This window comes from Enterobacter cloacae complex sp. 342H5 (assembly GCF_050030905.1).
Lineage (GTDB): Bacteria > Pseudomonadota > Gammaproteobacteria > Enterobacterales > Enterobacteriaceae > Enterobacter > Enterobacter intestinihominis.
Window position 1 is genome coordinate 2,616,889 of record NZ_JBLGVB010000001.1, and the last position, 23,080, is coordinate 2,639,968.

At 54.6% G+C, this 23,080-nt stretch carries 23 protein-coding genes; all 23 read right to left on the minus strand.

Translation table 11 applies throughout. The features are described 5' to 3' along the window. Nucleotides 1–3: 3 nt before the first annotated feature. The 23 genes from ACQG03_RS12530 to ACQG03_RS12640 all read right to left on the minus strand — a co-directional run bounded on the left by ACQG03_RS12530 (nt 4) and on the right by ACQG03_RS12640 (nt 23,074). Nucleotides 4–444 (minus strand): DcrB-related protein, encoded by a 441-nt coding sequence (locus tag ACQG03_RS12530; RefSeq protein ID WP_045308288.1) that lies wholly within the window; start codon nt 442–444, stop codon nt 4–6. A gap of 206 nt (nt 445–650) precedes the next feature. Beyond that, nucleotides 651–1,157, minus strand: coding sequence for a hypothetical protein (locus tag ACQG03_RS12535; protein ID WP_237765587.1), 507 nt, complete (start codon nt 1,155–1,157; stop codon nt 651–653). 1 nt (nt 1,158) lies between these two features. Continuing rightward, nucleotides 1,159–3,741 carry a type VI secretion system Vgr family protein gene (locus tag ACQG03_RS12540; RefSeq protein WP_063162959.1) on the minus strand — a complete coding sequence of 861 codons (2,583 nt, stop codon included), beginning with the start codon at nt 3,739–3,741 and terminating at the stop codon, nt 1,159–1,161. An 84-nt stretch (nt 3,742–3,825) separates the two neighbouring features. Continuing rightward, a complete protein-coding gene (locus ACQG03_RS12545) occupies nt 3,826–4,281 on the minus strand; it encodes a hypothetical protein (RefSeq protein ID WP_063162958.1) in 456 nt (151 codons plus the stop codon). Nucleotides 4,282–4,294: 13 nt separating this feature from the next. Beyond that, nucleotides 4,295–5,056, minus strand: coding sequence for an ankyrin repeat domain-containing protein (locus ACQG03_RS12550; protein ID WP_074148339.1), 762 nt, complete (start codon nt 5,054–5,056; stop codon nt 4,295–4,297). Then, nucleotides 5,053–6,519: a hypothetical protein gene (locus ACQG03_RS12555; RefSeq protein WP_063162957.1), complete on the minus strand. Its 1,467-nt coding sequence runs from the start codon at nt 6,517–6,519 to the stop codon at nt 5,053–5,055. The genes ACQG03_RS12550 and ACQG03_RS12555 overlap by 4 nt, the downstream gene beginning before the upstream one ends. A 25-nt stretch (nt 6,520–6,544) precedes the next feature. Beyond that, entirely contained in the window at nt 6,545–7,978 is a 1,434-nt protein-coding gene (locus ACQG03_RS12560) for a serine/threonine protein kinase (RefSeq protein ID WP_023306450.1), read from the minus strand. A gap of 24 nt (nt 7,979–8,002) precedes the next feature. Continuing rightward, nucleotides 8,003–10,618 carry a type VI secretion system ATPase TssH gene (gene tssH / locus ACQG03_RS12565; protein ID WP_063162956.1) on the minus strand — a complete coding sequence of 872 codons (2,616 nt, stop codon included), beginning with the start codon at nt 10,616–10,618 and terminating at the stop codon, nt 8,003–8,005. A 38-nt stretch (nt 10,619–10,656) separates the two neighbouring features. Continuing rightward, nucleotides 10,657–11,700, minus strand: a complete 1,044-nt coding sequence (tssG, locus tag ACQG03_RS12570) for a type VI secretion system baseplate subunit TssG (protein ID WP_063151978.1) — start codon at nt 11,698–11,700, stop codon at nt 10,657–10,659. After that, nucleotides 11,697–13,568: a type VI secretion system baseplate subunit TssF gene (gene tssF / locus ACQG03_RS12575; protein ID WP_063162955.1), complete on the minus strand. Its 1,872-nt coding sequence runs from the start codon at nt 13,566–13,568 to the stop codon at nt 11,697–11,699. The genes tssG and tssF overlap by 4 nt, the downstream gene beginning before the upstream one ends. Before the next feature lie 2 nt (nt 13,569–13,570). Next, nucleotides 13,571–14,134 (minus strand): type VI secretion system baseplate subunit TssE, encoded by a 564-nt coding sequence (tssE, locus tag ACQG03_RS12580; protein WP_015570336.1) that lies wholly within the window; start codon nt 14,132–14,134, stop codon nt 13,571–13,573. Beyond that, nucleotides 14,127–14,939 (minus strand): type VI secretion system accessory protein TagJ, encoded by an 813-nt coding sequence (locus ACQG03_RS12585; protein WP_048966900.1) that lies wholly within the window; start codon nt 14,937–14,939, stop codon nt 14,127–14,129. The genes tssE and ACQG03_RS12585 overlap by 8 nt, the downstream gene beginning before the upstream one ends. A gap of 9 nt (nt 14,940–14,948) precedes the next feature. Continuing rightward, nucleotides 14,949–15,941: a hypothetical protein gene (locus ACQG03_RS12590; protein ID WP_045621074.1), complete on the minus strand. Its 993-nt coding sequence runs from the start codon at nt 15,939–15,941 to the stop codon at nt 14,949–14,951. A gap of 16 nt (nt 15,942–15,957) precedes the next feature. Continuing rightward, a complete protein-coding gene (locus tag ACQG03_RS12595; protein WP_003859969.1) occupies nt 15,958–16,755 on the minus strand; it encodes a PP2C family protein-serine/threonine phosphatase in 798 nt (265 codons plus the stop codon). Then, a complete protein-coding gene (tagH, locus tag ACQG03_RS12600) occupies nt 16,752–18,527 on the minus strand; it encodes a type VI secretion system-associated FHA domain protein TagH (RefSeq protein WP_063162954.1) in 1,776 nt (591 codons plus the stop codon). The genes ACQG03_RS12595 and tagH overlap by 4 nt, the downstream gene beginning before the upstream one ends. 90 nt (nt 18,528–18,617) lie before the next feature. Further along, a complete protein-coding gene (locus tag ACQG03_RS12605) occupies nt 18,618–19,040 on the minus strand; it encodes a hypothetical protein (RefSeq protein WP_063147831.1) in 423 nt (140 codons plus the stop codon). Between the two features lie 4 nt (nt 19,041–19,044). Next, the gene (locus ACQG03_RS12610) at nt 19,045–19,437 is read right to left on the minus strand and encodes a hypothetical protein (RefSeq protein ID WP_058677560.1); all 393 of its coding nucleotides are present in this window, start codon (nt 19,435–19,437) and stop codon (nt 19,045–19,047) included. After that, on the minus strand, nt 19,438–20,454 hold the full coding sequence (locus tag ACQG03_RS12615) for a hypothetical protein (protein WP_023306455.1): 1,017 nt from the start codon (nt 20,452–20,454) through the stop codon (nt 19,438–19,440). Nucleotides 20,455–20,582: 128 nt separating this feature from the next. Then, the gene (locus ACQG03_RS12620; RefSeq protein WP_123906481.1) at nt 20,583–20,813 is read right to left on the minus strand and encodes a hypothetical protein; all 231 of its coding nucleotides are present in this window, start codon (nt 20,811–20,813) and stop codon (nt 20,583–20,585) included. Between the two features lie 240 nt (nt 20,814–21,053). Next, nucleotides 21,054–21,536 carry an Hcp family type VI secretion system effector gene (locus tag ACQG03_RS12625; RefSeq protein WP_014884229.1) on the minus strand — a complete coding sequence of 161 codons (483 nt, stop codon included), beginning with the start codon at nt 21,534–21,536 and terminating at the stop codon, nt 21,054–21,056. 180 nt (nt 21,537–21,716) lie between these two features. Continuing rightward, nucleotides 21,717–22,166 carry a T6SS amidase immunity protein Tai4 family protein gene (locus ACQG03_RS12630; RefSeq protein ID WP_063162953.1) on the minus strand — a complete coding sequence of 150 codons (450 nt, stop codon included), beginning with the start codon at nt 22,164–22,166 and terminating at the stop codon, nt 21,717–21,719. Continuing rightward, a complete protein-coding gene (locus ACQG03_RS12635) occupies nt 22,151–22,645 on the minus strand; it encodes a T6SS effector amidase Tae4 family protein (RefSeq protein WP_022648411.1) in 495 nt (164 codons plus the stop codon). Before ACQG03_RS12635 ends, ACQG03_RS12630 begins: the two co-directional genes overlap by 16 nt. Nucleotides 22,646–22,648: 3 nt before the next feature. Beyond that, on the minus strand, nt 22,649–23,074 hold the full coding sequence (locus tag ACQG03_RS12640) for a Rap1a/Tai family immunity protein (protein WP_074148338.1): 426 nt from the start codon (nt 23,072–23,074) through the stop codon (nt 22,649–22,651). Nucleotides 23,075–23,080: the final 6 nt, after the last annotated feature.

The window sequence follows — 23,080 nt, forward strand, 5'->3', positions numbered from 1 at the left end:
GCCTTACACATTCCGGTTGTCGTTTAGCGTCAGACTTTGCTTCAGTGCGCTCCAGCGCGCCTCGTCCTCTTCCGTAAAGGCTTTTAAGGCCGAGAGGGTAAAAATCATCAGTACCGGTTTGTCCGGCGTCTGCACGGCAAGCTGTTTTTGCCACAGGCGCTGGCCGTTACGGTCAAAGGTGGTCTCAACTTCCAGCCCGTTAATTTTTCCGTCAGGCCCGGCTTTTACGTGCTGAAATTCGCTCTGGGCGATCTCACCCATCTGAGGGCGCAGCACATCCCACTGGCGGTGAAACTCTTGTTCGTAATTGCTGCCATCCGGGATAACGCCGCGGCTGACCACCACGGATAATCCGCTCTCGTCATCACGAATGATGTTCATGCTGTTATCCTGCCAGGCGGCAGGAAAAAGGGAAAACGAACCTTCCTGGAGGGTGTATTTCATAAGTGAACTCGGGATGTCATTAGAAAAATAAGATTAAAAGCGCTAAAGTTTATACAGCCAATATTAATTACTGCTTAGCGACTCAGAGGGACAAGATCATTACAACGTTAGCACTTTCTTTTTTTCCGAAAAAACTTTAGGGGCAGCGATATTATTGGCCGTTTGATAATTATCTTCTTTCACAGCCCGTAAAGTTGCCTCGCAACTTAATGTTCGTAGCGTGACATAACTACCCTGCTCAGGCATTCCTGATTCAGAACTGGAAAGCTAAATGCCCATGCCAGCCCGCGTTCATCGGTAGGAGTGCGATATCCAACTGATTGTCCCGGCGTGTTTCCGCGAGGGATATTAGACAATTTCAGATCTGGAAAATGAGATTTGACTTGTTCAAGAGTAATACATGGATGATTAATTACGAAAGAAATCAAAGATACGCTGTTATCGCCATTTCCCCATAAACGAACATCCACATCGCTGATCCGTGTGCCATCAGTTAACGTAAAGGGAGCTGAAGTATAACGGTCTTCCTTCTCCTGTGAATTATTAATCAGCGGTTGGTTAAACAGTTTACTGACATCCTCAACTTGTTTACCCCACACTGATTTCATTTCTTTGATCATTTGCCACAACGAATCTTGATTCATTTTATTATGCCCTGCATAGGTAAATGCTGAAAATAGTGGAAGAACAATGAGGAATGTAGCTTTAATCATCCTACTTTCCATAGAATCCTCCATAGTAATCATTATAATTTAAATTAGTCCCTGAGGCTATTTCGCCTTTACCATACACTTTTCCTATTGCTTTGGCTGCATCAATGCGAGATAACTCACCGCTCACCATTTTATCATATGCAGAATTATATGCTTTTAGGTTTTCGGCACTTCCCGCTATATCAATATCAATACCGCCGTTTGCAAGGATCTCGCGTTGTATTTTAATGTTATTCAGCGTTGCTCCACCTTCATCCATAAGCTGGCTGTTGATGAAGTTTTCCTTACTCGAAGCATCTACCGCAACAGGATAAGTTGCATGCCCTGCCTCATGTGCCAGAGTTTGCACAGTTGTGGCTGTATCCTCCATGTGTTCAGGGTCCATGACAATCAATTTGTTATTAGTATCAGCGTAACTCCCCCCTCCTGCGGCTCCCGGCTGGATAGCCCACCCTTTATCTTTTAGATCTTTTAATTGTGTCTGAAGCGTTGGTGACTTATTGATTTCCTTAACTACATCTTCACTGAAGGGCATCACATCAGAGTTGTAGGAATTATTTTGATAAACGTAACTCCCTTTTAATGGTGGAGCTGCTGCAAATTTTGTTGTTGGTTTTGGTCTGGATGCTGCTGGCGCTGAAACTGCGGGAGCCGGATTCTTAGCACTTTTATTTGGAGAAAACTTCTCCTGCACCGCCGCATCAATATCCCCTTTATGCCCCGATCCCGGTGCCGTTGTGCCCGGCTTGGTTCCCGAGGTATTCAGATGCAGCTTACCACCCGTGGTGATATACCCATCTCCCTCAACGAAAAAGTTAAACTCTTTGCCAATCAGGTTAATCTTGCCGTTAGCGTTAAGCTCAATAGCACTCTCACCCGAGACCAGCCGCAGCTTCGTCCCGGAAGCAATGACATACTGCTCTACCGCTGCATCCAGCTTGCCTTTTCCCGTCAGGATCTCGGTTCCGCCTTTCACGGCCTGGATCTGGTTCGCTTCAACACGATGCAGCTCATTTTTCTTCACGTAATGGCTGCGCGCGCCGCCAACGCTGTGCGTTTCATCATTCTTGACGCTGGTGTCCATGTTGCGCTCGGCCTGGATCCACACCTGCTCTGCTCCCGCCTTGTCCTCAAAGCGCAGGGCGTTGGCGTTGTCCACTGAACCGTCTTTCGTACGGCTCATAAAGCCCATCTGCGTTGCCGCAGCCGGCAGCGCCCACGGCGGCATGCTGGCTTCGTTATACACGCGGCCGGTGATAATCGGACGGTCCGGGTCGCCGTTGATAAAGTCCACCACCACCTCATCGCCCACGCGCGGGATCTGCACCCCGCCGTAGCCCTGGCCCGCCCAGGCGCTGGAGACACGCACCCAGCAGGAGCTGGTGTCATCGCCCTTCGCCAGACGGTCCCAGTGGAACTTCACCTTCACACGGCCATATTTGTCCGTCCAGATACTCTCCCCCTGCGGCCCCACGACTTTCGCCGTCTGCGGGCCGTAGGTCCGCGGCCACGCCGTGCTCTGCGCCGGACGGTACGACACCGACGCCGGGATAACGGTGAAATCGGTGCGGTGAATGGTTTCACCTTCGCCGCTGGCGTAGCGGTTCTCCTCGAAGTGATACCCCGCCGCCGTCACCAGATACTCGCCGTTATCGCTGAAGAATGGCGCGTTGGTCAGGGTAAAGATGTGGCCCGGCGCAATGCCCGCCGCCGTGGCCGTCGCCTGAATCTGCTGATGCTCCACCTGCCAGCGCTCCTGACGGATACGGGCGTAGAACTCCGCATGGCCTGTCTCCACAAAGCGCCCCGGCCAGTCGTACACGTCGATGCTTCCCGGTTTCGGTGACGCCGGGTTCTGCTGCGCCTGGAACAGCCACGCGTTCGGCTTGCGGAAGTCGTAGTCGTCGAGGCTGTAAATCCCCGGCGTCACGCTGTCCTCCAGCGCCCACTGGCTGATGCCCTCTTCATCCGTACTGCCGCCGGACGGCGTCTGATGGTAAGGAATGACCTCATAGCCGCTGAACGGCTGATGCTGCGTCGCGGCGTCCGTCAGTACCAGGGTGTGCTTGTCCGCCTCGTGGCTGAAGTGATACGCAATCCCCTCCAGCTCCATCAGGCGGCTGATGAAGTCCAGGCTCGACTCCTGATACTGCACGCAATAGTCCCACACCCGGTAGCTGCCGGTGAGTTTGTCTTCAAGGTTAACCTGATGCTCACCCAGCAGGGTTTTGACAATCTGTGGTACCGTCTGGCCCTGGAAAATCCGCAGGTTACGGTCGCGCTTCATCGGCCACAGGTCCGGCTCCACCGTCAGCTGGTAGACCGCATAGCGGGTACCCGTCAGCTCCACGGCGCTCACCGCCACGCGCGTCACCTTGCCGTTGATATAGCGGGGGGTAAGCAGGTTCTGCGTGGGGATGGTCACTGTGACCGGCTGACCCAGCAGCCTGCTGCGGTCAAGGCGCGCATCCGTGCCGAGCAGGGTCAGCGTCAGCGCGAACGACTCGGACATCGCCTCGCGGCCGGAGAGTTTCCAGAAAAGCAGCCCCTCAACCGGGAGCTGAACGGTAATTCGGTTGAGCATAATCTTTATTCCGTAATGGTTTATGCTGAGAGTATTTTTAACGCAAGGTTTTTTTAAACGTGAATGTTCTGGTTGTTGGCCGTCTTACTCTTTAACCGGGGGCCTTTCCCCTTCATATTTATAAATCCACAGGGAATAGATTTTCAGAAACTCTGACAAAAAGAACAAAAAGCCATTTAGCCAGACATTCATCACGCCCGTGAAACTTAACACCAGGGGAAAAAGGGAAACTGAGTAGCGAAATCCAACCAGACGCAGTATTTCCTGGTAGAGCGCCAGTCTTCTCGCGTATAAATTCTGGGCGAAGAAGCACCATGCTGAGGCAATAAAAGAGACCAACAACAAGAAATCGAGAATAAAGTAAAGAATAACCAGAGCGCTATACCCACCAGCAGACAGCGTGTTCACAACCGTACTGAAGGCGTGTATATCGGAAATAAAAGGGATCCTGTCATGTCGCACGGACTGGGCACAATAGAAGACAACGGCCAGGGCATCCATGCATCCCCAGAAAACGAAAACCTTATCTCTGGCGTTCATGGCCGTTAAGCAATTACTTAACGGGCTGAGGTGGCCATTCGCCCCCCTTCTGGATGAGCTTCTCTTTTATTTCGTTTAATTTCTCGTATTGCTCACTGCCTCGGTCAAGTCCATTCAGCGCGTCCGCGAGCGCATTGCTCATCGACCAGCCATTTTTGGCCTTAATTGACGGATCCGCTCCCCGATCGAGCAGCAACAAGACATGATCGTATGACTGGTTATCCAGCGCATCAAACACCAGCGTTTTACCCAGTGAGTTGGTTGAGTTGACGTCAGCACCGCGATCGAGCATGGCTTCCAGCGTCTCTGTATTTTTCGCTTTAAGCGACTGGAAGACGATCGGTTCGTGGAAAACCTTATCTTTCACGTTGGGTGAGAGGCCACCGTCCAACATCGCGTCGATCCAGTCCGCACTGTCTCCCTTTAGGGCAAATTCAGCAGGACTGCTTTTTCCCTGCGGTCGAGGCTGGAGCGGATCTGCGCCATCCTTAACTAGCAACGTAATCACCTTTAAATGGCTCGACGTTTTTTTATCATTAATTGCGTTGCCAAGGGCCCAGAAAAGCAGGGTCATATCCTGCTTTCCTGGTTGATTAAGGTCGCTGTCTGGCGCAAGCGTCTTCACCGCATCGACGTCGCCTTCCTCAATCGCTTTCGCCAGTTCAAGCTGCTGGCCGCTGAAGTAGTCCTGTGGATTAAGGTCCATATCCTGCTTACACCCCTGAATCATGAATAAAAAACATAACGCGACAAAAGCCATCAACCCTTTTTTCACAATCGACTCCCGATTATCGAAATATCCTCATCCTTCTGTTGCTCTATGCAATCAATCGCTTGATTAATTCCGTGGCGGTCCAGCGCGCTTCCGGTTCCACCGGGAAGATCATGGGATATTCCGGCAGCATTAGGGCTCAGCGCAGAGATTTCCTCTTTGAGGATCCACGAAGGGACATGCCCTTTCATCGTTTTCAGATCTTCCCAGGGGTTAACTTCCTGAATCTTCGTCAGCAGTTCACCTTCAACCCGATACGCCTGGATATTATCCGTACTGCCTAATATCTTACCGCCGTATTTTTCTACGGTTCCGGCATTGAGGCCGGCGGCGTTAAACGTCCACCCCGCTTTCCCGCTGCCCATAGAGGTTGCAGAGGCGAGACCACCGCCAAGGGAATGACCGGCAATATCAATATTCTGCCCTGACCTTGCCAGCTCCTTACCGATACTCACGGCCTTTTTATAATAATCTGAAGCCATACCCATGCCCTGTGAGAAGTTATTCGACCAGTCAGCCCCGTTTACCACCGGCGCCAGTTCCCCTTTGGTCAGTAGAGAGGAGACATTCTCAGACAGAGAGGCGAAACCAGGCTCGCGCGATCCCCTGAATACCAGCGTGGGGTTCATATCTGCACCAAACACTTCCGGCTTCGGTTGATAGACGCGCGCCAGAAAATTGGGGGACGTATCATCGTCAAAGAGCATGGATTTGTTCAGCCCGAACTTTCCTAACAGCGCATCGTCATTACTGATATCTGTCCATCCCTCCGGCACGCCCGGTGTGGTTTCGAGCGGGTTCATGGTCTTATAAATATTTTCCGCAAGCTTCGCTTTTTCCACCGCGATATTATTCGCTGCCAGACGTTTCGCGGCGATCTGGGCATCCGGATAAAGGCTATTGCTCCCCTTCGCAATCAGATCCTTACGCGCCTGCCAGCGTTCTGCTTTGGTCATATTCTGAAGCTGCCCGGCATAGGTTTTACCGTCCTTGCCGGGAGTAGGTTCATCCGGCACCTGTGCCGTTTTAGATTTCACTACCTGTTTTGGCAGTACCGTTGGCGCAGGGCGAGATCCGTACGTTCTCACCATGGTTTCGTAGCGGTCAACAATCGTACTCACCGGATACCAGCCCAGGCCGACCAGCGAGGCAGCCTGGAGTTGCCCTTTGGCGTTGATATAAAAAATTTCCGTTACTGATGACCAGTCACGAAAACTTTCGTCAATGGCAACCACTCTGCCCATCTCTAAATCCTGCGCGATCAGCGTGCGGGTATCGCGCCCGGACTGATAAGGATTCGCACCGGTGATCGTGCGCAGCAGATCGTAGCGCGTGAAGAGCGAGCGCAGCGAATGGTCGGGAACCGACATAATCCACTGTCCGGCAACGGACGGGCGGATTATTTTCGCAAACAGCGCTGGCGAGACGTTCTCGTGGAACAGATAGACAAACTTGATGTTATACATTCGCTCCGTCCTGTTACCCGCAGGCTTACGGATTCACCAGCCAGGTGCCTGGCTTCGCAATATCCAGCGTCTGGGTACGCGTTCTTCCATTGCCTTCCAGTTCAATGCGGGTCTCGCCTGCAGGCAGTTTCAGCGATGCGTAACCGTTATTCCCCGGACGCAGCGCTTTCGGCTCGCCATTCACCTTCAGCGTCTCGCCATCAAGCATGCGGATATAGACCAGCGCGACCGGGCTGGCGTCGACAGGCGACGCACTCTGCTGCGCCGTAGCAGGTGGCGCTACCGGCTCGCTCACGTCGGCCGTTGCCGGTCTGGTTTCCGCTGCGGCGGAGGTTTCAGCCGGAGGGCTCACGGCAGGGGTTTGCGCCGTCTGCGCTGGCGTTTCCTGGCTGCCGCCGCCGAACAGCATCGCACCGGCAACCACCCCAACCAGCACGCCCGCGGCCACCAGCCCCGGAAGCTTGTAACGTCGCCAGTCCAGCGCGGAAGCAGATGTCTCCTCTTCCACCGGCACCAGCATCGTGCCGGTCTTCTTCGCGGTCAGCACCTCGTCGATACCGGCGACGGGCATCTCGATCAGCGCCGCAAACTCCTCGATGGATTGCGGACGGTCTTCCATATGCAGCGCCAGCGCCTTGTCGATGGCCTGAAGCAGCGGAATGGAATACCCCTGCGGCATCAGCTCCACCAGCGGTTTGCAAGTGTCCTGAATCGAACGCACCACGCTGACCGGCGGCGGAGAGCCGACGATAAGGGTGCGCAATACGGCGCCGAGCGCGTAGATATCCGTCCACGGCCCCTGCTCGCTTTCATTGTCGTCGGTATACTGCTCGATAGGCGCGAACCCCGGACGCAGCATGGTTTCCGTCTCATCCGAGAGATTACCGATGGTGCGGCGCGCCGATCCGAAATCAAGCAGCACCGGCAGGCCGTTATCCTGAATCTGAATGTTATCCAGCGAGATGTCGCGGTGCAGGTAGCCCTCATCGTGGATCGTTTTGATGGCGCCGAAGAGCATTGGCAGCATGCGGCGGATCCACGCCTCGTTAATCAGCTCCGGTTTCTCTTCGCGCAGACGCGATAGCGTGGTGCCGCTGTAAAACAGCGTCCCCATATAGGCCGTGTCGTTTTGCACCCAGAAGCGCAGCACGTGCAGCAGGTTCGGGTGGTTAAAGCGCGCCAGCAGGCGGGCTTCCTGGATGAAGCTGTTCAGACCGGCAGAAAACGCTTTGCCGAAGCGCTCGCTGCGCAGCACCAGCGTCATATCCTCGCCGCGCACGGCGAGGGAGGAAGGCATAAACTCTTTGATAGCGATAGTGCGTTCGAGCTGGTGATCCCAGGCGCGATAGACGATGCCGAATCCGCCGCCGCCAATCACCTCTTTTATCTCAAACTCATTGAAACGGTACCCGACCGGGAGCGCGTTTGGGACAGTCCGATTGTTATCATTATCCGTCATCTTTTACAGTTCTCTTGATGATTATTACGCGGCAAACTGACAGTGGAACTCGCCCTGCTCGCAGGTGACATGCAGACGTCGGTACTGCTCGTCGCTGCGGCTGGCGGTAAGTAAAATCTGGCTCATCTGAGGCAGCAACGTATTGGTCAGAATCGCATCCACCATACGCCCGCCCGACTCAACCTCGGTACAGCGCTGAACAATCTGTTCGACCACGCTGTCGTCAAATTCAGAAATAATATTGTGATTCTCTTCCAGACGACGCTGAATGCGCCTGAGCTGAAGACGCACAATCTGCCCCAGCATCTCGTCGCTCAGAGGGTAATACGGCACCACCAGCAGGCGGCCCAGCAGCGCAGGTGGGAACACCTCCAGCAGCGGCTGGCGCAGGGCGCCGCTTAACGCGACAGGATCCGGCATCAGTTCCGGGTCGGCACACATGGCTGCGATCAGCTCGGTACCGACATTAGAGGTCAGAATAATAATGGTGTTACGGAAATCAATGTGACGCCCTTCGCCGTCCTCCATCCAGCCCTTGTCGAAGACCTGGAAGAAGATCTCGTGCACGTCCGGGTGCGCTTTTTCAATTTCGTCCAGCAGCACCACGCTGTAGGGACGGCGGCGCACGGCCTCGGTTAAGACGCCGCCTTCACCATAGCCCACATAGCCCGGAGGCGCACCTTTTAACGTCGAAACGGTGTGCGCTTCCTGGAATTCACTCATGTTGATGGTAATGACGTTCTGCTCGCCGCCGTAAAGCGACTCCGCCAGCGCCAGCGCGGTTTCGGTTTTGCCCACGCCGGACGGCCCGCAGAGCATAAATACGCCGACCGGTTTGTTCGGATCGTCAAGCTTCGCCCGCGAGGTTTTTACCCGACGGGCAATCAGATCCAGACCGTGACGCTGACCAATAACCCGCTGGTTCAGCGTATCAGCCAGGTTCAGCACCGCGTCGATCTCATTTTTCACCATCCGGCCCAGCGGGATCCCGGTCCAGTCTGAGACCACCGCAGCCACCACGTTTTCATCGACCGCCGCAAACAGCAGCGGTTCGTCACCCTGTAAGGTCTTCAGCGCCTGCTGCTGTTCTGTCAGCTGGCCGCGCAGTTCAGCCGTATCCTCATCACTCGCCGCAAACAGTGCGGCACGCAGACGGATAATTTCCTGCACCCGCGTGCGCTCTTCTTCCCAGCGACGAGCCAGGGCCTCGCGTTGGGTTTCGAACGCGTCACGTTCGGCGCTTAATGTCGCCACGCGCGCCGGATCGCCCGCCCCCACGCGCGCTTCACGTTCGGCAATCTCCAGCTCCACGTCCAGGGCCGCCAGATGACGCAGGCAGTCTTCCAGCTGGGCAGGCGGCGCGCTCTGGCTGACGGCCACGCGCGCGCAGGCGGTATCCAGCAGCGCCACCGCTTTATCCGGCAGCTGACGCGCAGGAATATAGCGATGCGACAGTTTCACCGCCGCGTTGACCGCTTCGTCGAGGAGTAAAACCTGATGATGATTTTCCAGCGGCGACACGGTGCTGCGCAGCATCAATACAGCTTTCGCTTCATCCGGCTCGTGAACCTGTACGGTCTGGAAACGGCGGGTCAGCGCCGGATCTTTCTCAATGTATTTTTTGTATTCCGCCCAGGTGGTCGCGCCGATGGTGCGCAGTTGCCCACGCGCCAGGGCAGGCTTGAGCAGGTTAGCGGCATCGCCGGTACCCTGCTGGCCGCCAGCGCCAATCAGGGTGTGGATCTCATCGATAAACAGAATAATCGGCGTGGCGCTGGACTGCACCTCGTTAATCAGCGCCTGGAGGCGCGCCTCAAATTCCCCTTTCATGCCCGCTCCGGCCTGAAGCATGCCGATATCCAGCAGCCACAGCTGAACGTTTTGCAGCGGCTCAGGCACGTCGCCGTCAGCGATACGCAGCGCCAGCCCTTCCACCACCGCCGTTTTCCCGACGCCAGCTTCCCCGGTCAGCAGGGGGTTGTTCTGGCGACGACGCATCAGAATATCGACCATCTGGCGGATCTCTTCATCGCGCCCCACCACCGGGTCAATTTTCCCATCCCGGGCGCGCGCCGTCAGATCCTGACCATACTGCGCCAGCGTGCCCTGCGCAGCCGGTACTGCCCCGGCAGCTGCGTCCGCAGCGGCGGCGGCCTGCTGGCTCTCTTTGCTGCTGGCGCAAATAGCGTCGAACTGCTCGATCAGCACCTCGACGTTAAGACGGGTGAACTGCGCCGAAATACTTTTCAGCACGTTAGCCAGATTCCACGTTTTCAGTATGCCGATCAACAAATGGCCGCCGCGGATGCGGCTGACGCCAAACTTCAGCGAGCCGTAGACCCAGGCGCGCTCGACGGCGCTGTCGATATGCTCGGAAAGATCAGAGACGGAACTCGCGCCACGCGGCAGGGCATCCAGAACCGCCACGATATCGCGCGTCAGCTGCTGTTCATCAAGGGCGAAGTGACGGATGACCTGTTGCAGATCGCCATCCTGCTGCTGCATCAGCTGATGCAGCCAGTGCACCAGCTCAACGTACGGGTTGCCGCGCAGCTTACAGAAGGCAGTCGCGCTTTCCAGAGAGGTAAATAACAGCGTATCCAGTTTGCCGAAAAGCACGGCACGGCTAATTTCTGACATGTTAGTTTCCATTAACAATGATTCGGTATACGGAAGGATTATCGCTCTGCGCGATACACCAGATCGCCACGCGGAACAGGCTGAGGCTGAAGGCCCAGCCAGGTGTTGTACCCTAATCGCCCGGCGCTGCCGAGCGTGGCGCCCTGCACCGCATCGGCGCGCAGGATCACCCGTGTTTCCCATTCAAATTCCACCCCGGCGTACTGTCGCACCCAGTCGCGTAGCTCGGTGACCCACCCTTCGCCCGGCAGAAAACGGTTGTATTCGTCTGCGCTCAACGGGCCAATCTCAAGACGAAATTTATGCTGCACGTCACGTACCGCAATGCCGAGAAAAGCGGACTCCCCCATGCGCGGCAGGCGACGCCCCTCACCCAGCTGTGCCTGCTCCCGCGTTGAGAGCGGCATCCACTGCGGTACATTGGCCACCAACCTGACCGGAATGTTGAAATAGTTGCGCAGGATCTTCTCCAGCCCTTCCGGGTCCCGCCCGTGGCGGGTCAGGTGCCCGGCGTGAGTAAAGCGGGCATGCGGGCTCAGGCTGCCTTTCGACATCTGGCCGGGCTGACCCATGCCAATCAGCGATGCAAGATACCCTTCGAAGCGCCTGTTGTCGTCGCGATCCAGTGAAACGGCAGGCTGCGCGTCCGCCCAGGCGCGGTAAAACAGCAGCGTCAGGCGGTGGTGAAAGAGGTCGGCAAACGCGCTGAGGCTGTGATCCTGATGATGATGAATACGCTCGCGGGCATACTCGGTCATGTGCACCGGCAGTGGGCCGTTAGGACCAAACAGGCCGAAGCTCAGAATGGAAACCTCATGCAGTCCGTTCTCTTCCCGCTGCCGGACCTCGGCAACCGTTGACGGCGCAAACCCCATTGAAGGCTGCTGACCAATACGCAGCGGCTCAAATTTAGGCAGCGGCGCGCGCCCCAGCGGGTAACGTTCACCGCCCTGGGCATCAATACGTCTTAACAGCTGAAACAGATCGTAGCGCCACGGCGTCTCGCACACTCCGCGCCAGAACGCATCGGGCAGCGGCGTCAGGCGATGCACGCGCAGCGTTGCAGGGGCAACTTCACTCATACCAGCGCCCTTTTACCCATGCGCGGCGCCCAGTAGCCGATTTCGCCGCGCTGCTGGCTCTTGAGCGTGAACTCCGTAAAGCTGTTGATGGAGACCAGGCGGGCAAAAAGGCGTTCCAGCACGCTGCCGAAAAGCCACGGGCTGGCACCGGAAAAGGCGCGTTCGTCCACCGTCAGGGTGATGCCGATCCCGCGGGCGAACACCACCGGGCCGGGTTCCGGCACGCGGCGGTGCACCGACTCCAGCACGCAGTGACGAACGCCATCCACCTGACGGGCAACCGGCGTCTCGGCGAGGTTAGCGTACAGCCCTAACAGCTGACGCAGCGCGGCAGCGCCCTCTTCGTTTTCGCTGTCCATCAGGCTGAGGTAGTTCATTTGCAGCTGGCTGATGAGCCGCCAGGTACTGAACCCTTCCGCCAGCGCCGGACGCGGCGGCGTCGGGCCTTTACGCAGGGTTAACGCCTTCACCGGCATGGAGTCGGCCATAATAAACTGCCCAAGCTCCTGCTGGAGCATCAGCGGCAGGTCGCGGCTGGTACACAGCACCTCGGCGGAAATGTAGCGCAAATTCTCCTGCCACGGCGCGTGCTGCGCATCCACCAGCGAGACGAAGACCTCCGAGCCGATATAGCCCGTACGGGTGCCGTAGCGCAGCGCGTGTTCAGAGAGGACGCGCTGTTCACGGCGCAGGGAAAAATAGGCGCCGTAGTTGCCCGCGTCTCGGCTCCAGGTACTCCAGAACGGACGAAACGTCTGGTCGTCCCGCTGACCATCCGCGCTGGCATAGATTTTTTTCACAGCATAAATTTCATAATCCAGCGGGCGGATGTTATCCACCACCAGATGGTATTCATGCTGGCTTTCGCTCAGCTTCTGCCGGGCCGCCACTTTCGGGAACAGGTTGATCACCGGCGTACAGTGCAGCGCCATGTGGCTGGCATCCACCACGCGCTCCAGCTGATCGTCGCTCTTGTCGAGCAGAATAAAGATATCAAACGCTTTTTCGTCTTCGCAGCGCTGGATCAGCTTGCCCAGCCCGCTCAGGCTGATGAAGCGAAAACGCGCCGGGAACGCAAAGTACTCCTGCAACAGGCGATAGCCGTCGAAGTTACGCAGATCGTCCGGGAGCAGCGCCTGATCCGCATCAAAGCCTTCCTGACGCAGGGCGTCAGACGACAGCAGCTGGCGCTGGGGCTGCTTGCTGACCGTCTGGCAGACAATACCCGCGTGGTGCTCCATCACCAGCTCCAGCAGCTTCAGCGCCTCGATGTCCGGGCCGCTTAAGAAGAACTCCAGGCGGTCAAAATCCAGATGCCCGAGATGCTGCGGGCCATCGCAGGCAATGCGGATCCGTAAGGCGCTGCTGATCCCCCGCTGGCTCAGGCCGAGCTGGGCCAGCGGCAGATCGGCGGGAACGCCGCCCAGCTCGATCCGCTCAATTTTTAACGGCAGCAGGTTGACCTCGTGCGCCGTGGTATAGCTGCACGTAACGCCGGTTTTTTTCAGCGCCAGGCTGTCCATCATGGTGCCGCGCGGCACAATAAAGCCTTTGCTCAGGTCGCCCCGGCTGCTGTCGGGCTGAATTTCAGCGATCGCCATCGACGGCGTAGGCGCCAGATAATTTGGCGCAATCATCTCCAGCATACGCTGTGAAAAGCGTGGAAATTCGGCGTCCATTTTCATCTGCACGCGGGAGGTCAGGAAGGCGAAACCTTCCATCAGGCGCTCAATGTACGGATCCGCCACTTCGATGCCGCGCATGCCGAGCCGCCCCGCCACTTTTGGGTAGCGTTCGGCGAACTCCGCGCCCATCTCGCGCAGATAGGCCAGTTCACGGTTGTAATATTCGAGCAGTTTGCTTTCCATAATTACCCCGCATCCTTCAGTTCAAAATGGCCGTTCTCAAGATCGACGTCGGTGCGAAAGAGAAACTCCAGCGGATACGGTACGCACCACAGGCGGCCTTTGATTTCGATAGACAGCACGTTGTGCAGATCTAATGAGGAGGTATCGGACACGCAGCGAACCTGAAGCCCCTGCGGCAGGATCCGCGGTTCAAAGTTAATAATCGCTTCGGTGAGCTTGCGCTGAATGTCGTGCCATTCGATATCGGACATTCTTTTCCCCGCCAGCGGCGCCACGCCAAAGTTAACGACAGAACGGCTCACCTGCGTCAGACCACTCAGATCGCTGGAGGCATCGTGGTTAATGGTGTTAAACAACCACTGTAAATCCCGCAGGACGTTACGACGCAGCGCGGCGTGGGTAATCAGATTACTGTTGGCGGACTCGCGTTTTTTTTCCGGATCGTTATCCGTCAGGCGATCCAGCAGTGACGGCTGCATTTTGTCGCGCGCCCCCACTTTCTCCTGCCTACTGCGGGCCTGCCAGCCGCTGCGCAGCAGATCGCCTTCGCCAGCGGGATTACTCATCCGCGCCATCCGCGGCGAACGTCACCAGGCTCAGGGTGAGCAGCGGGCTTTCGCTTAGCTCACTCAGCCAGGCTTTCTGCCCCATGCCTTCATACAGGGTGCCGTCATCGTCGAGTGGAAGCCACTCGGTGGTGCGCCCCAGCTTAACGCTGTCTGGCGCTCCGTCAGCAAACGGATAGCGCGCCGGGATCTGACACACCTGCTCGGTGCCGTCCGTGAGGCGGACCAGCGCATGACGCCACACCAGATCGGTCACGCTGGCCGGAGCCTGAAAACGGATCGTGTCGATGGCGCAGAACGGCACCCAGAAATAACGGCCATTGACCAGGGTTTCACACACCGGCCCCAGACGGGCATCGCCGTCCATCAGCCATTCAAAGGTGTGGCTCTCTTCATTCTCCAGCGTGACCTGCCCGCGGCTTGCCGGGGCCTGTTCGAGTGCCGCCAGGCGCAGCGTTTGCGCATGCCCTGCGCTTTCGGTCAGCGCCTGGGCTAACGTGGTCAGCCACGGCCACTGCGCCTCGGGCATTGCCGGTCGTACCTCTCCCGCGAACACGCGCGCCCGCTGCTGTTCACCCTGAATGGCCTGCTCCAGCAGCGTCACGGTTGGTTTTGCCTGCGGCTTCAGCGCCAGCCAGCTTTTCAGCTGGGTCAGGGCGCGCGCCCAGTTGCCGCTGAGGATCAGAAACTGCACAAACGCAGCGCGCAGATCGGCATCCGCCGGACGAGCTTTGATTTCGGCTTCCAGGCGAAGCAGCGCGTCGCTAATCGACTCACCCGCCAGACGTTGATAAAGCGTATTCATAGCCCCTCCTTAATTCGCCGCGCGCCAGGCGCCCACAGCCGGATCGCGTAGCTGCGGACGCAGCGTGTCAATCAGAACAACGTTCAGCTCCGCGCCCGGTGTAATCCATGCGCTCCAGATCTTCTTCACCTCTGCGATACGCGCCTGGAGTCTGGCGTCGTCGCTGGCGATCTCACGGGTGATTTCCACCGCCACCGTGCCGTTGCTCTTCCAGCCGTTCAGGGTGCTGTCGTACGGTAGGATCATCCAGCTCTGGTCGCTGTTCGGGGTGCTGAAGACCATGCGCTCTTTGTTAACGGAGGTGATCAGCGCCTTTTCAGGATCGACCGCGTTGTTCAGTCCCATCACCGGGAAGCCGTGAATGTAGGTGACCGGAATCGCTTTCTGCGTCCCGTTACGATTCTGCGTCACCACGGTGTGGCCGCTGAGCCAGCTGCCGTTACCGCAGCGAGTGGTGTCGGAATCGGGAATAAACAGCGCTGGCGCGGAGGAACCGCCCTCCCAGAAGGTGCGCAGGTGGCAACCGTCCTGAAGGGTGAACTCCTGCCATGGCGTACGATCTGCCGCCACGGTGTGCGTCTCCGGATTCTGGTCAGGCGGTAGCAGCGCGCCTGAGGTGGTGGTGGTGGTCGTTGCCGCCGCCGTTTCCTGCTGTTTCACCACCAGCGCCCAGTCCTGCGCTTTAGCCGCTGTGCCCCGGGCAAGCGTCGTGCCTTCCGGATCGTTAAGCGTCCAGTTCAGGGTATTCAGTTTGCTACACTGGTGCTCCAGCAGCGAGCCAAGGCGCGGCACGAAGTTTTCCAGCACCGAAACCTCTTTCTTGCCGTTCGCCACGATACGCAGCGCCACGTCCGCCTTACACCAGCTTTGCGGCGTATTGTCTTTAATGTTGTCGATCCAGATATCCAGCTTCTGCGCAGGAGACTGCACGATGCGGAAGTTTTCAGCCTGTGCGGTGGTCGCCACCGTCAGAAGAGCCAAACCCGATAGCCAAAGTTTCATATCAATCCTTGTGTGTCTAATCAGTTCCGCAGGGAAGAAATTGTGCTGCGTCAGAGAGCGTATGCAGCAAAGTGGTGTCCTGAGGGTTGCCCATCCACACCGCCACGGCGGTATAGTTATCCTGAGCATTGCCCTCCTGTTCAGCATTCTTTTGAATGATTTGGTTCATCAAGGTCAGCCACTCCTGTGGCGTATTGACCATGTGCAGCGACTGTTTCATCTGCTCTTCGCTGACGCCGTGCCAGAAACCGTCGGTGCAGAGTAAAAACGCATCACCGTCTTCAACCTGCACGACATCGCTGTAGCTCGCTTCCGGTCCGCCATTCTCAATACCCAGCGCCAGATACAGGAGGTTGCTGTTGAGATCGTCGGTCTGATGCCCGGCATCTTTCATCTGCTGCACCAGGCTGTGGTCGGTGGTGACGTGCCACAGCCAGCCGCGGCGAAACAGGTACAGGCGGCTGTCTCCGGCGTGCGCCCAGTAAGCCAGACGGTAATCCCTGTCGATAAACAGGCTGACCAGCGTGGTGCCCATCCGGCGATAGTCCTGCACGGCCTGTTGTTCGCTGAGGATGGTGCGGTTCGCCGTTTGGACGTAGTCACGAATATGCTGCGCATTCAGGTGCTTGTCGCCGTCAAAGCGGGAAATAATGCTGTTGCGGGCCAGCTCAGCGGCCACCTCGCCGCCCGGCAGGCCCGCAATGCCGTCACAGACGACAAAGCAGGCTGAACGTTCCCCGATGGTTTCTCCCGTCTGATCCTGGTTGCTGGCGCGCGTCCCCTGGCGGGAGAGAGAAGCCGTTGCGATATTCATTTTTCTTCGGATCCGCTTTGTGAGTCTTTGTACTGATTGACCTCCATGTCATAGGCATGGAGGAAGGCTTCGCCAAACAGGGTGTGGAAGTCGTCCTCAATCTCGCCCGCCGTCTCGCCATAGCTGCGAACAAAATAATCCCACAGCGCGGCTTTACGGCTGCCCGGCAGCGCCAGGCGTGACGTCATTCCGTTCTGTTTCGCCTGCTCTTCCAGCTGTTCCGGGTTAAAGGATTGCAGCATGGCGGCGATAATGGCGCGGATACCGGAGATCATCCCCAGCTGGTGCGCCTGCAGATCGATCAGCGCATCACGCACCGATTTGGTCGGCGGCATAAAGCCCGGCATCGGCGTGCCGAACATCTGGATCAGGACCGTTTTACCGGTTGGCAGCAGCTTGAACGGGTTGTTGGCATCGTCGAGCACCATGGTCATATCAGCCTTCACCCCACGCTTGAGGATGGAGCGCGAGGAGAGCAGCGCCACGGTCCCCTGCGAGAACATGCCCAGGATCTGCCCCAGCTGACGCATATTTTCCCGGTCAAACTGCGGCACCGGCTGCATTTCGCTCAGGCCCATGCCCTCCAGCAGCGCCTCCAGCAGTTCGCCCTGAAGCACCTCGCCCCGCTCGCCGGTCTGCGTGGAGGCAGCAGGCGATGCAGCGTTTTTAACCGGGTCGATACGCAGGCGGCCTTTCGGCGCCTGCGCGTTGCTGCGCGTCACGGCCTGCGGCGTTGGCATGGTGAAGCCAGCGTAATCGGGACGCGCGGGCTCCTCTTCCGCGCGCGGCGCGTCCTGTGGTTCAGTCGGTTCCGGATCGAACAGCGGTGAGCTGGCAAGCGCATCCTCTTCCTGTGCGGCTTGCGCTTCAGGCTTTGGCTCCGGCTTATCTGCCACGATTTCATCCGGATGGGTTAACGGCGCGCCGCCCATCAGGCCGAGGGGGTCATCGTGACGCGCGGCAGGTGCGCTCGCCGACCCGCCAAACAGGGCTAACGGATCGAGTTCGTCCGACGCCTCTTCCTTTGGCTGGGCAGGTTTGCTTTCGTCCGGCTGTACCAGCGTTGAAGGGGTGACATCGTCAAAGATGCTCTCTTTTTTAAACAACGCTTCATCGCTGAACAGCGTGTCCGGGTCCACGTTTTTACGTTCAAGCGACGGATCGGCATCGTTGAACATCGCCAGCGGGTCTTCGGCATTCCGCTCCGGGGCCGCAGGCTGGGAGAACGGGTCGTGGGAGGCCGCGGGCTGTGGCTTTGCCCGATTGCTGGAGATGCTGTCGGAGATGGAGAACTCCTGCATCAGGCTGTCCCAGATTTCCGACGGCACGGCCGTAGGTTCAGCTTTTCCGCGAGGCGCGGCGCTGGCCGGTTTCGGTTGTGGCGCCGGAGCAGGTGTCGCCGCTGGGCGCGCCTGCTGCATGCTGGCCGCCATGCGGCTTACGGGCTGGGTGTCGTGAATGAGTTCGCTGACTTCAATGCGATAATCATCAATACCGAGAATATCCCCGTCCTGAAGCTCAACCTGACGCCCACGCTCCAGCGGGATATCATTCAGTACCACGCGGGTAACGCTGCCGCGGTTCGTGACGCGGCATTCGCCACTGGCGTCGACGTGAACGATGGCCTGCAAACGCGAGATGGTGCGGTCATTGTCCGGCAGCACCAGATTGTTATCCGTACCGCGCCCAATGGTGCCGCCCGGGGCATAAAAATCACAGCTGCTTTGCGGCGGCTGATGACCGGGTTTCGTAGAAATAATCGTGAATCGCATGGCGTATTCCTGCTGGTATGATTAGCGCTCAAACGCTGCCGCTCTCGGGGGTGAAAACGGCGGGGTTTGGGGGTTAAGGGCTGATTAAAGCTATTTGACTACATTCAGGAAAATAATGCCGATAAGCAGCCATAGCGTAAAAAGTAAGGCCTGAACTTTATAGCGTCGATGCAGTTTTAATATCCAGCCGATTCTCTCTTCCGGTAAAGCCTGAACGAATTTATAGGCATCATCCTGAACATTTCTGTCTTTGGTAAATTTCATCTTCACGCCTTTGCGAAGACGAACAAACCAGATTATTTTTTGATAGTTCGCCAGCGAGCCAAAAAAAGATGCGTAATTTGTCACCAGATCGAGATCGTAGCCTTTTTGGCGATATTCAGAGAGAAGCCACTTATAATCTGACTCGTGTTTTTTAAAAAACCGAGAACTGTAAACATCCATGATTACAACGTTAATAAATAAAAGCACAAGAAACAATAACGTTATATTTGCCAGGCATAAAGATGACATGCTTTTAGGGTCCTGTAGCAATCAATAAGAACAATAGAAGCATCAAAAAGACAACAAAAAGTGTCATCCTGTAAAACATTTTTATCCATGAGAAATCGTATATCGATGATACTAATGCCTCTGCCTCCGGAGGGAGATTTTTTTTGCTATTTTGCTTTGTGGCTTTTCCAGCCAAAATCCTTTTCATAAGGAACACACGATGCGCAAATCCGGGAAGACCAAGTTGTTCATAAAAAAGATAATCGTTTACTTCTAAATATTGCTTATCACTCAAAATATGAAATGATTTTGATAGCTCCAGGGAATATTTACGATAAAAATAAAAATAAAAACACAAAGAAGCAAACAGTCCTAAAAAAACCAATAAAAGCAATATTAAACGCAAATCTCCATACATTTATTCGTCCCCAGAAAAAATCAAGTTACTAATCCCTTCACCCAATTCAGCCCCTCCTTTAGTACCCATCCAGGCTCCCGCAGAAGTAGCGCCTAGTCCTACAACAATTCCACACACAAGGGCACCAGTACCCATCGTAGGTATTCCCATTGCACCGCAAAGAGCGCCAGTACCTAAAGACGCAGCCCAGGCTCCTCCCGCAGCACCAAGCGTACCTCCACCAAACTTACTATATTCAGTAACAGCAACTTTTCCACATTCATCTTCACGATCGACAGTACAGGCTTTATAAACATCATTAGAAGTATTCAAAAAAGAGAAACCTAGTGAGATCCAGCCCCCTGCTTTCATAATACTAGCCGCGCGAGAAGAGCGTACAATATAATCTGAATATCCAGGGATCGCGCCGATACCAACCGTACTCCATTCATGGACGATAGAGCGGCTTGATAAGTTCAATGCTTTTTTAATATTTTCGTAGGTTTGAATCTTAAGTGTTAGCTTGCTTACGTTATTTAATAAAGGTTTTAGCTGAGAGAATAACGCCCTTCTTTCCATATAAAACTGCTGACCAATTAAAGAACCTTGGGATATAAACTGATTCTGATAAGTCTTCTCAATTTTAATGAGTATATTTTCAATTTGCCTGAAATATTTCTCACCTAAATCACCAGCATTCCCAGCTAGTTTATCACCTAAAGAAGTCAATGCGGAAATATTGTCATAATTAGCGTGGAGATACTCTGCAACCGATGTGTTTAATGATGCCAGCGCATGGTTAATTTTCTGTTTTGCCCTGGAAAGAATACTCAGTTGCGATGACTGATTCGTGTTGTCTGGGTCAGCCACGATGAGTAACTGCCCTGGTTTCAACCAAGGTGTGTCATTGTTTATTTGCATAAAGTATCTAGCGGCTTCGCTATTGACATTATTAAACAATAATCGAGCTTGATAATCTAAAGTTCCAGGATGTTGGACCACACAGTAGCCCGGGCTAACGGTTGAACGATGTGTCATATTTAAACCCTTTAATCAACACACATAGTTGTCCAGAGTTTGCAGTGGTGAATTGTTTAATTATTTTATAATTAAATAAACATTCAAACGCCGATGCACTCTCGAAACACCGAGGTTTGAAAATTATATCATTCACTTGCCGTTAAAAGTAACTCGCAACTTATACCTTTCTTTAATATTAACCGTGCAGCATATCGAATAGCAGTTTTTTCATTGACAATCTTCAATACAACATCATACTCACTTTTGCGCCAGTCAACCTCATTCAGACGAATACACTCCTCTGTAATCAAGATATGCATTGCTGGAAGTTGGTCATGAGAATTAATAGTTTTCCATTGATTACCAACGCGTTTCATTACAGATGGTGCGTAAACTGATACAGGCCCAATAAAATTTGAATCCAGCCTGATATCAAAACAAGGGATTTTGTTTTTTTAACGTAACAGAAAGTTTCTAATACTGTGCAGGTGGTGAAATGCAAGCACTATAGGCTAATGCGATTGATATTACGTTTAACTCTCTAATCATCATTCACCTGCAACATATTTGGAATCAATCATCATGACCGGGGAGGTTCCCCGGTCATGGATGAACAATTACGCTTCTTTGTTTTCTTTAATGTTCCAGCCAGCGCTGCTTTCAGCACCTTTACCACCGGCAGTGGTCTGCTCCCAGTACTGCTGTTTCACTTTCGCAGCCTGGAATGCATAGGTCACGCCAACGGTATCGCCGTTGTCTGCACCGGTGTACTGAACAGAAGTCACGAGAACGTCTTCCAGGGTGATGCGGGTGTATTCAACCTGCTGACCACCCGCTTTGCAGACGGACAGTTCAACTTTGGTCAGGTGTTTACCGCTTGCGCAGTGTTTCAGGATTGCTGTAGTGGATTTGTCGATCAGAGCGTTAACGTGCAGATCGTTAAAGTTAACTTTACCGGCACCGCCGCCGCCGCCAACGCTCATATTACCCGGCTGGGACGCGCCCCAGGAGAAGGAGGTAATATCAGTCCAGCCGGTGTGGTTAGAATCTTTAGATTCGCCCGTAACACCCTCGACCTTCAGAAACATATCAATAGCCATAATATCTACTCTTCGTGGATGAACAATATTGCTTTCGAAAAAGCCCTTATATGGCAAACAGGAAAGCATGGGGCTGAATAAAACCGTCCATATTTTACCTCTGCCTCATATCAAACGACCCGTGTCATTTGACAGTCTTACATTCCCCCTGAATGAACGGAAAGAATGTTAAGTCTTTTACTACTGCGGATTATCCTGAATCCAGGTACGATCAGGATCGCCAATGATGAACTGCGGAACCAGTTTATTCAGTTCGTCGCTATGATAAAGACGTAGACAATTTAAGGTTACGCCTTTTACATCAGGTTTGCGCTCCGAGTGGAAACCATTAATTTGGTTTTTATACTTCCCAATAATGGCGTTAACTTTGTCAGTACCGTTTTCAGCATCAAACGGCATCCACTCAATAAATGCACTCGCACTGCGGGCCGCATCAGCAGAAAATTGACTACCTTTACCTGCAACCTGCGCAAGGCAGCGCGCCAGGACCAAATCTTTTACCACCTGCCGGTATGTTTGCTGCTGATAAAAATCAACGTAAGGGTTGTCACCGCGAGCAGAAAAAGATAAGCAAGTGAGCAAAAGAAATGCGGTCTTTAGAAACCTGAATATAATTATTTTAATTCCCAAAACCAGATTTCCTGACAGTACGGAAAGCAATCGGAGTTACATATAAACGAATTATTACTCAGAGGCTCGATAAGGTCGATATGACCACCCCCATACCCATCAATTTTATTGAAGAAAACAACACCTTTTCGGCCCAACATTGAGCGTGCACCAGCCTCGCGGTCTTTAAAGATTTCTGCCTTGCCAAACACATGGGATTTATAAAGCTGATCGGCAAGTAATTTTGCTCCAGGCTCGATTGTTTTTCCCTTATAGGGACCGGTCTTTATGGGTAAACGCCCTGTAAATTCAACATTGCATTTTAACAATGCCAGGCTCATTCTTACCGCACAGGTATTTTCGTATGCCGGTTGTTGCTTGATAATCGTCGAATAATCGTAGCCAATTTCTGAAAAAACCTGTTCACCCGAGGCAAAACCCGCGCGTGTGTGATTTGAAGAGTAATGCTGACGTTTAAGTTGTTCGTATAATGGTCTCATTTGTCACTCTCCTTTTTTGCACGGGCGTAATTCTTTCATGCCGTCAATGATGATTTTTGAAGCGCGTTCCTCGCCTTGCTGTTTCGATAAGTCCGCAAAACGAGAATAGAGAAACTCATGTATTGTATTTGGCAAAAAAGGCCTGCCCTTGCACCATGCAGTGCCCTCAGACGCGTCGACTACGCCGAGAAGATACATATTTGCCTTAATGCGTTCACGTTCATTCGTTTTCGACAGCCAGGCTTTAGCAAAACGCTCTGCACTCAGATTTAAATCGTACCCTGTTAACAGCGTCGGATCGCGTTGGAAGTTTGATGTGTCATCCTGAGGCAATGCTTCCGCTTGAGGGTATTTGTAATTTCCTGCCTCCGCGCCTGCGAGAGTAGAAACTGCCAGCAAACTGGTCGCGATCAAAAGTATATGTTTCACCGTCTA

Coding starts and splice junctions, on each gene's coding strand:
- ACQG03_RS12530 (WP_045308288.1), bottom strand. CDS start 444: ATGAAATACACCCTCCAGGAAGGTTCGTTTTCCCTTTTTCCTGCCGCC.
- ACQG03_RS12560 (WP_023306450.1), bottom strand. CDS start 7,978: ATGACGGATAATGATAACAATCGGACTGTCCCAAACGCGCTCCCGGTC.
- ACQG03_RS12610 (WP_058677560.1), bottom strand. CDS start 19,437: ATGTATGGAGATTTGCGTTTAATATTGCTTTTATTGGTTTTTTTAGGA.
- tagH (WP_063162954.1), bottom strand. CDS start 18,527: ATGCGATTCACGATTATTTCTACGAAACCCGGTCATCAGCCGCCGCAA.
- ACQG03_RS12625 (WP_014884229.1), bottom strand. CDS start 21,536: ATGGCTATTGATATGTTTCTGAAGGTCGAGGGTGTTACGGGCGAATCT.
- ACQG03_RS12585 (WP_048966900.1), bottom strand. CDS start 14,939: ATGAATACGCTTTATCAACGTCTGGCGGGTGAGTCGATTAGCGACGCG.
- ACQG03_RS12555 (WP_063162957.1), bottom strand. CDS start 6,519: ATGTATAACATCAAGTTTGTCTATCTGTTCCACGAGAACGTCTCGCCA.
- ACQG03_RS12635 (WP_022648411.1), bottom strand. CDS start 22,645: ATGAGACCATTATACGAACAACTTAAACGTCAGCATTACTCTTCAAAT.
- tssG (WP_063151978.1), bottom strand. CDS start 11,700: ATGAGTGAAGTTGCCCCTGCAACGCTGCGCGTGCATCGCCTGACGCCG.
- ACQG03_RS12545 (WP_063162958.1), bottom strand. CDS start 4,281: ATGAACGCCAGAGATAAGGTTTTCGTTTTCTGGGGATGCATGGATGCC.
- tssH (WP_063162956.1), bottom strand. CDS start 10,618: ATGTCAGAAATTAGCCGTGCCGTGCTTTTCGGCAAACTGGATACGCTG.
- ACQG03_RS12615 (WP_023306455.1), bottom strand. CDS start 20,454: ATGACACATCGTTCAACCGTTAGCCCGGGCTACTGTGTGGTCCAACAT.
- ACQG03_RS12590 (WP_045621074.1), bottom strand. CDS start 15,941: ATGAAACTTTGGCTATCGGGTTTGGCTCTTCTGACGGTGGCGACCACC.
- ACQG03_RS12605 (WP_063147831.1), bottom strand. CDS start 19,040: ATGTCATCTTTATGCCTGGCAAATATAACGTTATTGTTTCTTGTGCTT.
- ACQG03_RS12535 (WP_237765587.1), bottom strand. CDS start 1,157: ATGATTAAAGCTACATTCCTCATTGTTCTTCCACTATTTTCAGCATTT.
- ACQG03_RS12595 (WP_003859969.1), bottom strand. CDS start 16,755: ATGAATATCGCAACGGCTTCTCTCTCCCGCCAGGGGACGCGCGCCAGC.
- ACQG03_RS12620 (WP_123906481.1), bottom strand. CDS start 20,813: ATGAAACGCGTTGGTAATCAATGGAAAACTATTAATTCTCATGACCAA.
- tssE (WP_015570336.1), bottom strand. CDS start 14,134: ATGAGTAATCCCGCTGGCGAAGGCGATCTGCTGCGCAGCGGCTGGCAG.
- ACQG03_RS12540 (WP_063162959.1), bottom strand. CDS start 3,741: ATGCTCAACCGAATTACCGTTCAGCTCCCGGTTGAGGGGCTGCTTTTC.
- tssF (WP_063162955.1), bottom strand. CDS start 13,568: ATGGAAAGCAAACTGCTCGAATATTACAACCGTGAACTGGCCTATCTG.